The 14072-nt window shown below is 62.3% G+C and carries 15 protein-coding genes and 1 pseudogene; 2 read left to right on the top strand and 14 right to left on the bottom strand.

The window, feature by feature from the left end; translation table 11 throughout:
- Window positions 1-7: 7 nt before the first annotated feature.
- A pseudogene (locus tag PR018_RS21090) lies at window positions 8-144 on the bottom strand (transposase); the annotation flags it as partial.
- A gap of 43 nt (window positions 145-187) precedes the next feature.
- Here PR018_RS21090 and PR018_RS21085 point away from each other — a divergent pair.
- Complete coding sequence (locus PR018_RS21085; RefSeq protein WP_244615443.1) at window positions 188-343, top strand: GNAT family N-acetyltransferase; 156 nt, start codon at window positions 188-190, stop codon at window positions 341-343.
- 243 nt (window positions 344-586) lie between these two features.
- A complete protein-coding gene (locus PR018_RS21080) occupies window positions 587-781 on the top strand; it encodes a hypothetical protein (RefSeq protein WP_142831230.1) in 195 nt (64 codons plus the stop codon).
- A 194-nt stretch (window positions 782-975) separates the two neighbouring features.
- On the opposite strand, the gene PR018_RS21075 is transcribed toward PR018_RS21080, so the two are convergent.
- From PR018_RS21075 to PR018_RS21015, 13 genes are all read right to left on the bottom strand, one after another.
- The gene (locus PR018_RS21075) at window positions 976-1590 is read right to left on the bottom strand and encodes a class I SAM-dependent DNA methyltransferase (RefSeq protein WP_341799000.1); all 615 of its coding nucleotides are present in this window, start codon (window positions 1588-1590) and stop codon (window positions 976-978) included.
- 480 nt (window positions 1591-2070) lie between these two features.
- Window positions 2071-2724, bottom strand: a complete 654-nt coding sequence (locus PR018_RS21070) for an urease accessory protein UreD (protein WP_244615440.1) — start codon at window positions 2722-2724, stop codon at window positions 2071-2073.
- 194 nt (window positions 2725-2918) lie between these two features.
- Complete coding sequence (gene ureG / locus PR018_RS21065) at window positions 2919-3557, bottom strand: urease accessory protein UreG (protein WP_142831228.1); 639 nt, start codon at window positions 3555-3557, stop codon at window positions 2919-2921.
- Window positions 3554-5260 carry an urease subunit alpha gene (ureC, locus tag PR018_RS21060; RefSeq protein WP_142831227.1) on the bottom strand — a complete coding sequence of 569 codons (1707 nt, stop codon included), beginning with the start codon at window positions 5258-5260 and terminating at the stop codon, window positions 3554-3556. The genes ureG and ureC overlap by 4 nt, the downstream gene beginning before the upstream one ends.
- A 1-nt stretch (window position 5261) precedes the next feature.
- Window positions 5262-5960, bottom strand: coding sequence for an urease subunit beta (ureB, locus tag PR018_RS21055; RefSeq protein ID WP_142831226.1), 699 nt, complete (start codon window positions 5958-5960; stop codon window positions 5262-5264).
- Between the two features lie 16 nt (window positions 5961-5976).
- A complete protein-coding gene (locus PR018_RS21050; protein WP_142831225.1) occupies window positions 5977-6657 on the bottom strand; it encodes an urease accessory protein UreF in 681 nt (226 codons plus the stop codon).
- Entirely contained in the window at window positions 6650-7099 is a 450-nt protein-coding gene (ureE, locus tag PR018_RS21045; RefSeq protein ID WP_142831224.1) for an urease accessory protein UreE, read from the bottom strand. Before ureE ends, PR018_RS21050 begins: the two co-directional genes overlap by 8 nt.
- 17 nt (window positions 7100-7116) lie before the next feature.
- Window positions 7117-8805 (bottom strand): asparaginase domain-containing protein, encoded by a 1689-nt coding sequence (locus PR018_RS21040; RefSeq protein ID WP_142831223.1) that lies wholly within the window; start codon window positions 8803-8805, stop codon window positions 7117-7119.
- Window positions 8802-9752 carry an acetamidase/formamidase family protein gene (locus PR018_RS21035; RefSeq protein ID WP_142831222.1) on the bottom strand — a complete coding sequence of 317 codons (951 nt, stop codon included), beginning with the start codon at window positions 9750-9752 and terminating at the stop codon, window positions 8802-8804. The genes PR018_RS21040 and PR018_RS21035 overlap by 4 nt, the downstream gene beginning before the upstream one ends.
- Window positions 9753-9933: 181 nt before the next feature.
- Entirely contained in the window at window positions 9934-11010 is a 1077-nt protein-coding gene (locus tag PR018_RS21030; RefSeq protein WP_244615437.1) for an ABC transporter ATP-binding protein, read from the bottom strand.
- Window positions 11011-11032: 22 nt separating this feature from the next.
- Window positions 11033-12115, bottom strand: a complete 1083-nt coding sequence (locus PR018_RS21025; protein ID WP_142831221.1) for an ABC transporter ATP-binding protein — start codon at window positions 12113-12115, stop codon at window positions 11033-11035.
- Window positions 12116-12131: 16 nt separating this feature from the next.
- A complete protein-coding gene (locus tag PR018_RS21020) occupies window positions 12132-13034 on the bottom strand; it encodes an ABC transporter permease (RefSeq protein ID WP_374108297.1) in 903 nt (300 codons plus the stop codon).
- Between the two features lie 10 nt (window positions 13035-13044).
- Window positions 13045-14001, bottom strand: coding sequence for an ABC transporter permease (locus PR018_RS21015; RefSeq protein WP_142831220.1), 957 nt, complete (start codon window positions 13999-14001; stop codon window positions 13045-13047).
- Between the last annotated feature and the right edge of the window lie 71 nt (window positions 14002-14072).

Raw genomic sequence — 14072 nt, 5'->3', positions numbered from 1 at the left:
CGTTAAATCAGAGCCAGAAGATGACGGCGGCTGCGATGCATATGCTTGAGAAGAAGGTGTGGCGCAGCGGTCGTATCGGGTGTGTATTCTGCGCCAGTCCTTGAGCCTGCCAAACTTGTTCTCGATCTTGTGGCGCTTTTTGTAGAGCGTCGGATATGAAATGCATCACTCGGGGGGAAGAGGCTTGATGACCGAAGCGGTGGAGGCCGTCACCAGATGCGGCTTCACCGACTTTTCTCTGAACCGCATCGAGGCGTGGACCCTGCCAGGTAACGTGGCGTCGGACCGTGTTCTCGAAAAAGCCGGGTTTTGCTATGAAGGTACACTTCGTCAGAAGGCGTAGTTGAAAAATGTCTTCCACCATTTCCGAATGTTCGGCTGTTTGGCTGGTGAAGCGCCTATCCCGCCGCGCAAAGCCTGATTTTGTCCCACACTTACGCAGAATCAGAAGTCGGACGAATGCAGGATTCGGGAACAACCATACGAGATGAGTGGCTGAGAAAATTGCATGCACAAAGTAACGTAAATCTGAATTGACCATTTTTACGGACTGGCGAAGATAAAATTGTAACGTTGGGAGATCGGAATGCCGTGGACCGTCCAAGCCTATATGGATTCCGGAGCGCCAGACGAGTTTGAGACGTTTGAAGAAGCTATAGGAAGAGCGGCTTCACTTAGAGACGAAGGAATTATGATCTTTTTCCATGCACCGGCAGAGGCTACCGATGAACAACTTCAGGCATTTGTCGATCTTTTCGGTCCTGAATCTCCCCAGGCTTAAGATCTGGATGCGGAGCTGATTTTAATCTGCGGCCTCCAGGGTTGTACCGGCAGTGGCAGAGCCCTTCATACCGGGTAGCGTAGATTTCACCGCCGTTCCCGTCGTTACTGCCCGGCCGCTCGTCGAAGCGAAATTTTCGCACCACCAAAATTTAACTGAGATATCACGACTGTCGGCTCAAATTTGCGACAGTCTCAAGACTGCCGCTGACGCGCGAGCCAGACAGTGTGACCGCTGCAATCAGGGTCTTCAGGAACATGGGACACAACGTCAAAGCCACTCCGGTCGAGCAGAATGCGGTATTCGTCAGGATCAAGACTTGCATGATAGAGGGGCTCTCCATTAAGCGTGCCTATCGCTTCGCCAACGGCTGGACCACTCGTGAACAGCAATGGGGCCGCCGGTTCGGCATGGTCTCGGAAGATAGGGAACATCATCCGCTGATCCTGAGGTGCTAGGTGAAAGAAGCTGTCCCAAGCAATTAGTCCGCCGTATCTCCGATCCAATTTCAGAAAGCGCATATCCGCCACTTCCACTATCGCGCCGGGCAGATTGGCCTGAAATAGCGCGATCATTTCCGGCGAACCGTCCACACCGGTAACCGGATGACCTCTGCTGGCAAGATAACGCGCGATAGGCTCTCCTGATCCGCACCCAATATCGAGCACGTCCGTCCCTCGACGCAGCATGTCGGCAAACCGCCCGATCCACGCGTGCTCATGCAGCACTGTGCCGCGCGCAGTTGTCCATGCGGCAGCATGGCGACGGTAAATATCTATGACGCTGAAGGAGGTGTCGATCATGGTCATACTTTGGGTTTCTGCCTCCAGCCGCTTTGTACGATATCGAGATAACTGATGACCTCGCATAAGACAAAGTCTGTGACCTAATATGACGGCGGCCGCTCAGGTGCAACTGAACACCTTCAGCGGATCTGAACCGTCGATGCCGTTCCTGAACACGTCAAGTGCTTGATGAAGGACTTTAGGCCATAAAAGGAATTTATGGAACCCTGCGGCGTTGAGCAGGCAACGAGCGTCCGCGGTTCGCGTCGTAGACGCCTGCTTTCGAAGATCGAAAATGGAAAGCGACACCTTTGCTTCTGATTTCGCATCGGCTGGTTGGGGTGCTCGGCACGAACAGCGGCTGGATTTGCGAGGAGGGTTAAGTTGATGAAGCCATTATTTCCGCGCCGACGACCGCCCGCGAACCGCGCTTGATCGCTTCGGCGCGGCGAAGGGATTTCGCTGGAGCGGGTTGCCCCAATGTGGGCGTTGCTGCGCCACCGGTTATGCCGCGTCAGCTTTGCGACGTGACGGGGGAGTCGCGCCGCAGCAGTGAATGCGGAAGGCAGTCCAAGCAACTTCGAGCCCAGCGCGTAGGCTGCGCAAATCGCCTCCGGCCAGCTTGACGCCGACCCCGGCCTGGCCTGGCAGAACGCTGGCTGCGGCATAGAGGTTGGGGATGGATTCCATCCGAGCCGATATCTGTAGCGACAGCCGCTCCAGCGTCTCGACCGGCTTGGCGGCGACAAGAATCATACTGCCGTAGGAGGTGTACTGCGCCTGCCGTCTGCCGCTCGAGAGGTTGGTGATATCCAGGCGATCGACCATGACTGGTTGGCCGCCGTCAATTCTCAGCCTGGTCGTTGCTTCCATCCGTTGGAACGATCGGCCACGGTTCTCGGGGTCGTAAACCGTGAAGGCGTCGGAGACGATCGCCGTGGCATTGGCGGCGCAGTTGATGTCGATGCTCTGGCTGAGGGCCGCATCCGGAAAGAGAATGCGCGGCTCGGGCAGATATTCCAGAAAGCCGCCGGCGGCGACCGAAATATCGATGGCTTCGCGCGCCGAACATCCGGGATCGGCACGGTGCACCGACGTTGCGCCCTGGGTGGTAAGATGGACGCTGGCACCCTCGCCCAGCCAAATGCGTTGTGCCAAAAAGTCCTCGCCGTGCATTGCGCCGCTGCCGGTCTGCAGGATGACTGTAAGCATGTCTGCCGGACATTGGTCTAGCCAGAAGGTACGGGTGATGACGAAGGGCCAGGAAAAAAGTCGCCGATCAATAATGGTTCGGTCGCCGCGGCGGACGAAGCCCAAATCGAGCTGTGGCTGGTAGACTGGCTTTTCCGTCTTCACGCTCGAAACAGCACGTCGCGTTCGATCATCGCGACGACGGCATCAATGCCTTCCCCCAGGCGGCAATTGGTCATCAGCACCGCCCGGTTGTCGCGCACGGCGAGCGCCTCCTTGTGCATGCGCTCCAGGTCGACGCCGACATGCGGCGCAAGATCGGTCTTGTTGATGATGAGAATGTCGCTACGGATGACACCGGGACCGCGCTTGCGCGGGATATCGTCGCCGCCGGCGACGTCGATGACAAACATCCAGAAATCGGTGAGATCGCGCGAAAACGTCGAGGCGAGATTGTCGCCGCCGCTTTCGAGCAGGATCAGTTCGACGCCGGGAAAGCGCCGTTCGAGTTCGTCGGCCGCCTCGATGTTCAACGTCGGATCCTCGCGGATGACGGTGTGCGGGCAGGCGCCCGCCTCAACCGCCGACACCCTTGCTGGATCGATCAAGCCGGACCGACGGATACGCATGGCGTCTTCGGCGGTGACGAGGTCGTTGGTGATGACGGCAATGTCAATGCCGCGGGCCATCAAGGCTGGGATAAGCCGTTCGACCAGCGCGGTCTTGCCGGAGCCGACCGGGCCGCCGATGCCAACGCGGGCGGCGGCAATGCGGGCGGTGGGTGTGACAAGCGGGTTCATCGCAACATGTACCTCCGCGACAACGGCACTTTGCGCGCTGGCGGGCACATGAGCAGCGCACCGTCGGCGCGCACCTCAAAAGTTTGCGGATCGACCTCGACATGCGGCATGGCGGCGTTGCGCACCATGTCGGTCTTGCGCAGCTTGCGGACACTCTTGATCGGCACCATCTGCTTCACCAGCCCGAGCTTGCGGCCGACATCGGCTTCCCGCGCCAGCTTCGAGACAAAGTTGACGCCGAGATGCGCAGGCGCCGCACCCAGCGCGCCCCACATGCGCTTCTGGATCATCGGTTCCGCCAGGCCGAGACTACCGTTTCCGTCGCCCATCGCCGCCCAGACTATAAAGCCATTCTTGATGACCATGTAGGGTTTGATGCCGAAGGAGGCACGCGGCCATAGCACCAAATCGGCCATCTTGCCGACGGCGATCGAGCCGACATGATCGTCGATGCCGACGGCGATGGCCGGATTGATGGTCAGTTTGGCGATGTAGCGCTTGATCCGTTCGTTGTCGGCCTTCGCCGTCGTCTCCTCGGCCCGCCGGCCGATACGCTCCTTCATGACGCTGGCCAGCTGCCAGCAATTAGCAACGTTCTCGGCCAGCCGGCCCATGCCTTGCGTATCGGTGCCGAAAATCGAGATGGCGCCCATGTCGTGCAAAAAATCCTCAGCCGCCATCGTCTGCGCCCGCACTCGCGACTCACCGAAGACGACGTCCTCCGGCGTGTTGTAGTTCAGCTGGTGGCAGATCATCGCCATCGGCACGCCCTCCTCCATGCCGTAGGAGGTGTAGGGATTGGTGGGATTGGTCGAGGATGGGATGACGTTGTCATAGGAGACGACTTTCAGCAGGTCCGGCGCATGGCCACCGCCAGCGCCCTCGACGTGGTACATATGGATGGTGCGGCCATCGATGGCATCCATCGTGTCCTCGCAAAAACCGAATTCGTTGATCGAATCGGTATGCAGATGCACCGCGAAATCATTGCGATCGGCGGCCATCAGGCTCTGGTCGATAACCGACGGGGCCGCCCCAAAATCCTCGTGGATTTTTACCGCCATCGCGCCTGCAGCGACCGATTCTTCGACTGCTTCGGCATTCGATGAACCACGGCCAAACAGGGCATAGTTCAACGGCGAAAACTCGGTGGCCTGCAGAAAACGGCCAAAGGTAGCAGTGCTGCCGCTGCCGACGTCGAACAGCGGGCCGGGGCCATTGCCGATCATCGTCGTCGTGCCACCCGACAGCGCGTGGTCGGACTGCTCCGGCGAGCCGAGATGGGCGTGAGATTCTATTGCGCCAGCGGTCACGATGAAGCCGGCGCCGGAGACCGGCGAGGTCGTCTGGCCGACGATCATGTCGGGATGGACGCCCGGCATGACGTCCGGATTGCCGGCCTTGCCGATGCCGACGATGCGGCCGTCGCGGATGCCGATATCGGCCTTGATGATGCCGGCGACGGCGTCGATGATCGTGGCGTTCTTGATGACGATGTCGAGGATCTTGTCGGACGACGTCAGGTAGCCGTTGATGCCTTCGCCATCGCGCAAATTCTTGCCGGCGCCGATCAGCAGTTCGTGGCCGTAGACGGTGAAATCGTGCTCGATCTCGGCGAACAGCTCGGTATCGCCAAGCCGCACCAGATCGCCCTTGGTCGGCCCGTAGTGTTCGGCGTAGGCCTGTCGGCTGAGGGTTGCCATTCTATGCTCCGAGGTAGCCGCGGGCGCGGGCGAGATTTAGGGAACGATCAACGGCGCCGGGCTCATCCAGCGGGCCGTTGACCAGGCCGGCGGCGCCGCGGACGATGCGGCCACCCTCGATCGGCACCAGCCGCACCGACTTGACAGCGCCCGGCTCGAAGCGGATGCCGGCGCCGGCCGGGCGGTCGACCTTCATGCCCCAGGCGGCGCGGCGGTCGAAATCGAGCGCCCGGTTGACCTCGAAGAAATGCGTGTGGCTGCGCACCTGCACGTCGCGGTCGCCGGTGTTGACGACGTCGATGGTGATGGCCGGCAGGTCTGTGAACATGGCGATATCGCCCTGGGCTGAAACGATCTGGCCGGGGACGACGTCGTCCAGCAAAGGCCTTTCACCGCGGGCGATCGGCTCGAACAACGCCATGACCTTGGTGCCTTCGGCAAACAGGCATTCGATGTAGAGCATCGGGATCATTTCGGCGACGCCGGGCTCGACATCGTCAGTGGTCAGCAGCCGGCCGGCCATGTCGCGGATTTCGGCATAGGCCATGTCGCGGCGGGCGGCGAACATTACTTCGTCGGTGAGAAAGGCGACCGCTTCCGGATGGCTGAGACGCACGCCGGCAGCCCGGTTGCGGCGCGCCATCTCTGCAGCGGTGAAGATGGTCAGGCGATCCATCTCGGTCGGCGACAGGTTCATCATGGCAAGAGCCCCGGCATCAGGTGGAAAACAGGCGGACATGCCGCGACGGGCCGCGCGACACGGCGATGTCGATCAGCGGCGTAAAACTCGACGCTTGCCGGCTGGTATCAACCGGCTCCGCCAGCAGATCGGCCAGCACCACGCGCGCCGAAGTGAGGCTCAGCTGCCCCTCGATATGGCCGACGCTGCCGAGCCGGACCGCGGCGCTGACAAGCCCAGTGACCAGCGTCCAGCCGGACAGCAACTCGGCCGCCGCCCAGTCGAGGCCGGCATCACGGTAGACGATCGCCTGGACGACCGGCAGGTGACCATGGCCCTCGCCCGCTGTCAGCTGCGCCCGGAAGGATAGCGACAACGGTCCGCGCTGCCGGGCCGCGACGCCGAGCAGCGCCCGTCCGGCGCGGCGCGAACCGTCGCGCATCTGCGCCGAGAAGGTAGCCGCCTCCGCATAACGGTCGACATCCAGCAGCGCCTCGACATCAATGGCCGCATCAAAGGCGCGACGCAGCAGTGGCCGGTCCATGCTATTCCAGCGACGGGCAAGATGTTCCTCGATCAGATCATCGAGATCGGCCGGACCGTCGAGGAGATTATCGGCAGCTAGGCCCTCGAGGCCCCAGGAGAAGGCAAAGCCGCCGGCGGGATAGGCGCTGTCGCCGTATTGCATCAGGGTCAGCGCCTGGGCGGTGTCAAACATCGGCAAGATCCTCGATATCACCCTCGTCGATCAGAGGAGCGATGCGGGCGCGATAATCGGCCCGCGGGCCGTCGAGCAGGATGACGATGCAGTCGTCCTCGAAGCGCACCCTCCAGTGCAGATTGCCGGCGTTCCAGCCGAGTTTCAGCGCCGCGGCGCTGTTCGCCGGCCGCAGCCGCCAGACGGCCTGTTCGCCGAAACGGGCGACGATGGCACGGGTCGGATCGATGAAAAGCACGGCGCCGTCGGTCAGCTCCTGGTCGCGGTCGATGCTGATGGCGCAGTCGGTGCCGCGGTCGGTCGATAGTCGAAACCGCTTGCGGCCGGCCTCCGACGGCGGCACGAACAGCAGCTCGATACCGTCATGATGTTCGAGACGGTGCAACTGATCGCGATATTGCGGATCTTTCTCGCCACCGAGGATTCCATGAAGTCGGAGCATGTTTGGTCCTTTGCCGACTAGTGCGTGTTGAAGACCGCCTGATAGGCGGCCAGCGCCGTCTTCAGCGCCTTGATTTCGTCGTCGGTCGGATTGGCCGGGTCGCTTGCTGCCGGCAGGCTGCCGAACCTCATCAGGCAGGCCATCAGCAGCAGCCGCGCCTTGGTGGATGTGAGGTTCATGCCGGCGAGGCTAAAAGCCTGCGGATCGGCAAAGCCCTCCGGATAACCACGGCCGACGCGCACCACCGGCAGGCCGCAGAAACTCGCCTTGCGCAGCATCATGGTGCGCAACTCCGACGTCGCCTGGCCGTACGGCACAAGGCCCTCGACGACGAAGCCGGCCAGCCGGCCGCCGCTCAGCTTGTGGCGGATGAGGAAATCGAGGTCGGCTTCGGGCGCCGGATCGTCGCCGAACATTTCCGCCGCATAGCCGCCATCCTTGACGATCGACACCGAGGGGATGGCATCGGCCAGCAGTTGCCCGCCCTCGTCCTTGACCCGGACATCGACAGTTTCGACGACATCGCCGCTGAGCCTTGTCCCTTTGACCGCTGCGGGCAGCCGGGTGATGTTGACGTCAGACTCTGCCGTATGCTTGTAGGCCGGCACATACATGACATAGGGCGCGCCGGCGTGGGTGATCTGCCCCAGAATGCCGCCATGGCCGCCGGTGGCGATGTAGCCACCGGGCCGGGCGTCGACCTTGGCGACCTCGCGGGCGGCAAAGAACTGTTGCTCCTGGATGACCACCGTGCCGCAGCGATTGCCGCCATTGCCGTCCGACCAGATACCGGATTCGATGTAGGTGACGGAATCGACGATATTGGCCGGGCCGTCATTGCTGATCTGCCCCTGCGGCCGCTGCGCCGCATTGCAGGCGATCGGCAATTTGGTGTCGATCAGCAGATTGAACCAGTAGGCGGTTTCTTCGACCTGCGGGCTGCCCTGCGTCCAGATGGCGCCGTCATATATGCCGGATGCCATGACGGCCTGGACATCGTTGGTGATCTTAGCCAGCATCGGCCGCGGCGGCGATTTTGCCAGATTGTACGGTTTATAGGCGAAGAAATCCCAGCCCATGCGCTCGGCCGAAATGGCGCCCTCGCCGATATCGGCGCGCTCGGCAGGATCAAGGCCCTTGGTAAAACCGCCGGGCGGCGCGACGCGGTAGAAATCGACATCGGCCCGGCCGCCGATCAGATTGACCTTGCCGTCGGCACCGATCGACAGCCGGTCGATCTCCTCAAAACTGCGCGATCCATCGGGAAAGAAACCCTGCCGGGCTTTCGGGCTGTTGAGATAGGTGGCTTCTTCTTCCCAGGGCGAGCCGTCCTTCTGCATTGCCATGTAGGGCAAGGGATAAAGCCCGTCTTCCGGCGTCAGTTCGATCTCGTAGACCGGCTTGTCGCTGTCGGCGCGGCGCGCCTTGTTGAAACTGCCATCGGTGCCGACATAGCCGTCGGGTTCGTCGTAAAGCTCGGCGGTGTCTGCTTCGAGCGGATGGGCTGAGAATTGCTCGACGTAGACTTTGACCGGCGCCGCCAGCCGCTGTGCCCTGAGCGGATCGAAGGCGGCGGCATTGCCATTGCCGGCGGTGATGGGCGCCAGCCCCTTGCGCAGCCGCGCCTTGTTAGAGGTGACCAGCGGCGGCGTGTTCTGGATCGTCGCCGTTGGGCCGGCCAGATGGGCGATGCGGATCTTGCTCATGTGCTCTTCCCCGCCACCACGTTCTTCTTCTCCATCATCATATGCACGCCCTTCGACACATTGACGGTTTGGGTAATGTGCAGGTCGCCGGCAAGGCTGCACAGCATGTAGGCGTCGGCATGCGACAGGCCGGCCTTTTCGCCGAGGAGCGCAATCATCTCGCGCAGCGCCTTGACGGCGCATTGGTCGAGATCGGGGTCCATGCCCATGGTGATGTGATGGGTCGGCGTCTCGGCGCGCGGATAGGTAAAGCTCAGGTCGTCGCGGACGATGAACTCGAACTTGCCGCGCAGCGCCGTCTCGATGGCGGTGACGCAGACCTCGCCGTCGCCCTGGCAGCCATGGCCGTCGCCACAGGAAAACAAGCCGCCTTCGACGAAGACCGGCAGATAGAGCGTGGTTCCGGCCACAAGTTCCTTGTTGTCGAGATTGCCGCCGGTCGCCTGCGGCGCCACCGAGGTGATCCGCCCCCAGCCCTTTGGCGGTGCAACGCCCATGACGCCGAAGAACGGCGCCAGTTCGAGCTCCAGCCCCCAGGGCATGATGCCTACGTTGCGCTCCTTGTCGAGCGGGATATTGACCAGCCGCGGCTCGTCATAATCATGCGGCAGGGTGCCGAGCAGCGGCATGATGACGTTGAACCCCCAGTCCTGCAGCAGCGACACCTCATGGATGCGCACCTCCAGCACATGGCCGGGCTTGGCGCCCTCGACATAGACCGGGCCGGTGAGGATATGCGGCCCCTCGGGCTTGAGGTTGGCATAGATGGATGCGAGCGCCGGCGGGATGTGGAATTTTTCCGGATCCGGCAGGACGTTCGGCGCGCCGGTGACAGTATCGATGGTGACGATATCGCCGCTGGCGACCTTGATAGCCGGCGCCTTGGTGGCATCGAAATAGCCCCAGTGGCAGGTTTCGACGCTCGGCATGAGATGATGGTCGGCCATTCTCTGTTCCTCTTGTCGGAGACGCCATGGCTTGGTTTTTTGTGACCCAAAGCCGATGGGAAAAATCGTCCGCAGACCAAACGGTGGAGCGTGTCGCTGAGCTCCCGTGATATCCAACTATCGCGGCGCGCTCCGGTTTAGTCAATAATTCAATTATTTCTTTTGACAGTAATTTGAATGTCTATAGCTGCCCCATGGCCAACGGGGGCTCGACGATTTTCGGATCGAAGAACAGCCGTTCGCCGGCGACGCCGACCTTGAAGCAGCGGGCCATGTGGCCGGCAGCGTCGGTGAGAGGCGGCGGCATCGCGATGGTGCAGTCCGGGCCGGCATAGGCGCAGCGCGGCGCAAAGCTGCAGCCCTCCGGCAGGGCGCGCAGGTCCGGCGGCGTGCCGCCGATTGCCTCGAGCGGTTCGCCGCGCGCCTGATCCTTGACCGTCGAGGCCAGCATCGCCTTGGTGTAGGGGTGCATCGGGTGCAGCAGCACATCGCGCGCCTCGCCATATTCGATGATCCGGCCGGCATACATCACCGCCACCTTGTCGGCGATCTGCGCGGCGACGCCGAGATCGTGGGTGACGAAGATCATCGACATGCCCATCTCGCGCTGCAGCTTGCGCAGCAGCACCAGCACCTGGATCTGCACCGAGGCATCGAGCGCCGTTGTCGGCTCATCGGCGAGCAGCAGGCTCGGGCGGCACGACAGCGCCACGGCGATCATTGCCCGTTGCCGGAGCCCGCCGGAAAGCTCATGCGGATAGGCGCGCAGCCGTCCCTCCGGCGATGGCACGCGCACTAGCTCGAGCAGCTCCAGCGCCCGCGCCCAGGCAGCTTGCTTGCCGATATTTTCATGCCGCATCACCGTTTCGGCGATCTGGTCGCCGATCGTGTAGAGCGGGTCGAGCGCCGTCATCGGCTCCTGGAAAATCATCGAGATGGTCGAGCCGCGCAGCTGCGACATGGTCTTGTCGCTGACATCGGTGATGTTGTGCTCGCCGACCGTCATCGTGCCTTCGATCACCGTGCGCTTCTTGGCATGCAGCCGCAGCAGCGAGCGCATCATCACCGATTTTCCGGAGCCGGACTCGCCGATGACGCATAGCACCTCGCCGCGCGCCAAATCGAAGGAGACGCCGTTGACCGCCTTGACCGTGGCGTCGCGGCTGACGAACCGGACGCGCAGGTCGTCGACATGCACGAACGGCGCGATCTGTTGCGCATCGGGCAGTGGGCGGTTTGAGAACATCATGTCATCCATGTCGCATCTCCTTGGTGGCGGCTCAGGCATCGGCCATTGCGGGCGCACGGCTGTGGCCCGAACCGGCATGCACCATATGGCAGGCGGCCAAGTGCCGTTCGGGGGTGGCCTGGAGCACATTGCCGAGATCAGGCATGGTCGAGACGCAGACATCTTCGACATAGCGGCAGCGAGTGTGGAAGCGGCAGCCCGACGGCGGATTGACCGGATTGGGCGGATCGCCGGCGAGGGGCGCCTGCTCGACGCGCTCGTCCGGATCCATGCTCAGCCGGCATTCGAGCAGCGCCTGGGTATAGGGGTGTTTCGGGTCCTCGTAGATCATCCCGACCGGACCGATCTCGACCACCTGGCCGAGATACATCACCAGCACCCGGTCCGAGATGTAACGCACCACATGCAGGTCGTGGGAGATGAAAATATAGGTGAGGTTCAGTTGCCCCTTGAGGTCGGCGAGCAGGTTGAGCACCTGCGCCTCGACCGATTTGTCAAGCGCCGACACCGCCTCGTCGAGGATCAGCAGGCGGGGATCGAGCGCCAGCGCCCGGGCTATGTTGACGCGCTGCTTCTGGCCGCCGGACAGTTCGTGCGGATAGCGCTGGCCGAACAGGTTCGGTTTCAGCCCGACCTTCTGCAGCAAGGCCCGTGCCTGGTCCTTGGCATCCTTGGCGGAGGCGCCCTGCACTTTTGGCCCATAGGCGATCGAGGTCTCGATCGGCAGCCGCGGATTGAGCGACGAATAGCTGTCCTGGAACACCATCTGCAGCGAACGACGCAGGCCGTTGAGCGGCACGCCGCGCGCTTCGCCGACCGGGTCGCCATCGAGAATGAGATGGCCTTCATCGCGGTCGATCAGATACATCAGCAGCCGCGCCAGGGTTGACTTCCCGCAACCGGATTCACCGACGATGCCGAGCGTCTCGCCCTTCAGCACATAGAAGGAGATGTCGTCGACGGCCTTGACCTCGCCGACCTTGCGGCTGAGCAGCCCGGCCCGGATCGGAAAATACTTCTTGAAATTCTCGACAATCAGCATCGGCTGCGCCGGACCACCGCGATCACGCGGATCGACGGGCGCCGGAGCGGGAGCAAGGATCAGATCGGTCATGGCTGTGTCCTTTCGATCAGGCTTTGACGTCCATCGCCTGGCGCAGACCGTCGCTGACCAGGTTGAAGGCGATCGAGGTGATGAGGATGGCGACGCCGGGGACGGCGGCCACCAGCGGCTGAACATAGATCGACTGGCGCAGCGTCGACAGCATCAGGCCCCAGTCGGCGGTCGGCGGCGAGACGCCGAGACCGAGGAAGGATAGGCCCGATGCCAGAATGATCGACACCGACACCAGCGTCGAGGCATAGACCATGACCGGTGACATGACGTTGATCAGCACATGGGTGAACAGAATCGATACCGTCGAGGCACCGCTGGCGCGGGCCGCATCGACGAAATCCATGGTCCGCACCTGGCTGGTGGCGGTTTCGGCGACGCGACAGAGCGGCGGGATCAGCACCACGGTCAGCGTCAAAAGCTGATTGGTCAGGCCGCCGCCAAGGCTGCCGGAGATGGCGACGGCAAGCAATACCGAAGGAAAGGCGAAAAACACGTCCATGGTGCGCATGATCACCATGTTGACCTTGCCGCCGAAATAGCCGGCGATGACGCCGAACAGGCCGCCGATGGTGGTGGCAAACAGCACCGGGACAATGCCCATCGTCAGCGACACGCGGCCACCATAGAGAATACGGCTGAGCATGTCGCGGCCCTGCTCGTCGGTGCCGAGCAGATAGTTCTTGGTGCCAATCGCCTTCAGGCGGTGGGCCATGCTCGATTTGTCCGGATCCATCGGCGCCAGCCACGGGGCAAAGATCGCCGACAGCACGACCAGCAGGATGACGAGCAGACAGAACAGCGTGACGTAATCGTAGCGCAGGCGGTTCCAGACACTGCCCCAGTAGCCGCGGACATGGACGGGCTTCGCTGCAGGGGCGACGGTCACGGGCATGGAGTGGATCGGGATATCGGACATGAAAACTTCCTCAGCTTCGCTTGATGCGCGGATCGATTACCGACTGGGCGAGGTCGACGACGAGATTGATCAGCACGAAGGCGGTGGCCAGCACCAGGATCGTCCCCTGCAGCAGCGGAATGTCGCGGGTGAGGATCGCCTTGTTGAGCAGAAAGCCGGTGCCTGGCCACGTGAACACCGTTTCCACCAGCACTGAGCCGCCAATCAGGTAGCCGAGCTGCAGACCGAGCATGGCAACCGCCTGCGGCATGATGTTGCGCACCGCATGGCGCATGATCTGGAATTCGCTCATGCCCTTGGCGCGCAAGGTCTGGATGAAATCCTGGTTGAGGATTTCGGCCAGCGACGAGCGCGTCGTGCGCGTCATGATGCCGAGCGGCGGCAGCGCCAGCGCGATGATCGGCATGATCGCGAACTTGAAATCGGCCCAGCGCAGATAGCTGAAATTCTCCGAGCCGCTGGCGCCCATGCCGGTCGCCGGCAGCCAGAAGAGATTGACGGCAAACAGGATGACCAGCACGACGCCGAGCCAGAAGGTCGGCACGCTGATGCCGAATACGGCCACCGCCGTGATCAGCTTGTCGACCCAGGTGCCGGCCTTGTAGGCGGCAATGACGCCGAGAACCATTGACAGGATGAAAGCCAGCACCACCGAAATCAGCGCGATGGTCAGCGTGTTGAAAAAGGCCCGCACGACCTCGCCCGAGACCGGCGAATTGTTGGCGATCGACTGGCCAAGATCGCCGACAAAGACTTTACCGATCCAGATCAGATATTGAATGGGGATCGGCTGGTCGAGACCGTAGGCGGCGCGCAGCCGGGCTGCATCGGCGGCAGAGGCCGTCGGCGACAGCAGGTTCTGGATCGGATCGCCAGGGGCGATATGGACCAGGGCGAAGCAGATGACCGTGACGCCGAACAATATCGGTATGGTCAGGACGAGGCGCCGAAGCGCGTAGAGCCACATGCAATGTCTCCAGTTTCATCAGGCTGTCGTCGCACGATGCGAAACGGCCGCAGGCAAAGCTGCGGCCGCTG

The sequence above is a fragment of the Rhizobium rhododendri genome (assembly GCF_007000325.2).
GTDB lineage: Bacteria > Pseudomonadota > Alphaproteobacteria > Rhizobiales > Rhizobiaceae > Rhizobium > Rhizobium rhododendri.
Note: the sequence above shows the minus strand (reverse complement) of the source record. Positions and strands in the feature narration are given on the sequence as shown.

What these genes read in the sequence shown, in the direction of transcription:
- PR018_RS21085 (WP_244615443.1), top strand. Translation starts at nt 188, where the DNA reads ATGACCGAAGCGGTGGAGGCCGTCACCAGATGCGGCTTCACCGACTTT.
- PR018_RS21080 (WP_142831230.1), top strand. Translation starts at nt 587, where the DNA reads ATGCCGTGGACCGTCCAAGCCTATATGGATTCCGGAGCGCCAGACGAG.
- PR018_RS21075 (WP_341799000.1), bottom strand. Translation starts at nt 1,590, where the DNA reads ATGACCATGATCGACACCTCCTTCAGCGTCATAGATATTTACCGTCGC.
- ureG (WP_142831228.1), bottom strand. Translation starts at nt 3,557, where the DNA reads ATGAACCCGCTTGTCACACCCACCGCCCGCATTGCCGCCGCCCGCGTT.
- ureC (WP_142831227.1), bottom strand. Translation starts at nt 5,260, where the DNA reads ATGGCAACCCTCAGCCGACAGGCCTACGCCGAACACTACGGGCCGACC.
- ureB (WP_142831226.1), bottom strand. Translation starts at nt 5,960, where the DNA reads ATGATGAACCTGTCGCCGACCGAGATGGATCGCCTGACCATCTTCACC.
- PR018_RS21050 (WP_142831225.1), bottom strand. Translation starts at nt 6,657, where the DNA reads ATGTTTGACACCGCCCAGGCGCTGACCCTGATGCAATACGGCGACAGC.
- ureE (WP_142831224.1), bottom strand. Translation starts at nt 7,099, where the DNA reads ATGCTCCGACTTCATGGAATCCTCGGTGGCGAGAAAGATCCGCAATAT.
- PR018_RS21040 (WP_142831223.1), bottom strand. Translation starts at nt 8,805, where the DNA reads ATGAGCAAGATCCGCATCGCCCATCTGGCCGGCCCAACGGCGACGATC.
- PR018_RS21035 (WP_142831222.1), bottom strand. Translation starts at nt 9,752, where the DNA reads ATGGCCGACCATCATCTCATGCCGAGCGTCGAAACCTGCCACTGGGGC.
- PR018_RS21030 (WP_244615437.1), bottom strand. Translation starts at nt 11,010, where the DNA reads ATGGATGACATGATGTTCTCAAACCGCCCACTGCCCGATGCGCAACAG.
- PR018_RS21025 (WP_142831221.1), bottom strand. Translation starts at nt 12,115, where the DNA reads ATGACCGATCTGATCCTTGCTCCCGCTCCGGCGCCCGTCGATCCGCGT.
- PR018_RS21020 (WP_374108297.1), bottom strand. Translation starts at nt 13,034, where the DNA reads ATGTCCGATATCCCGATCCACTCCATGCCCGTGACCGTCGCCCCTGCA.
- PR018_RS21015 (WP_142831220.1), bottom strand. Translation starts at nt 14,001, where the DNA reads ATGTGGCTCTACGCGCTTCGGCGCCTCGTCCTGACCATACCGATATTG.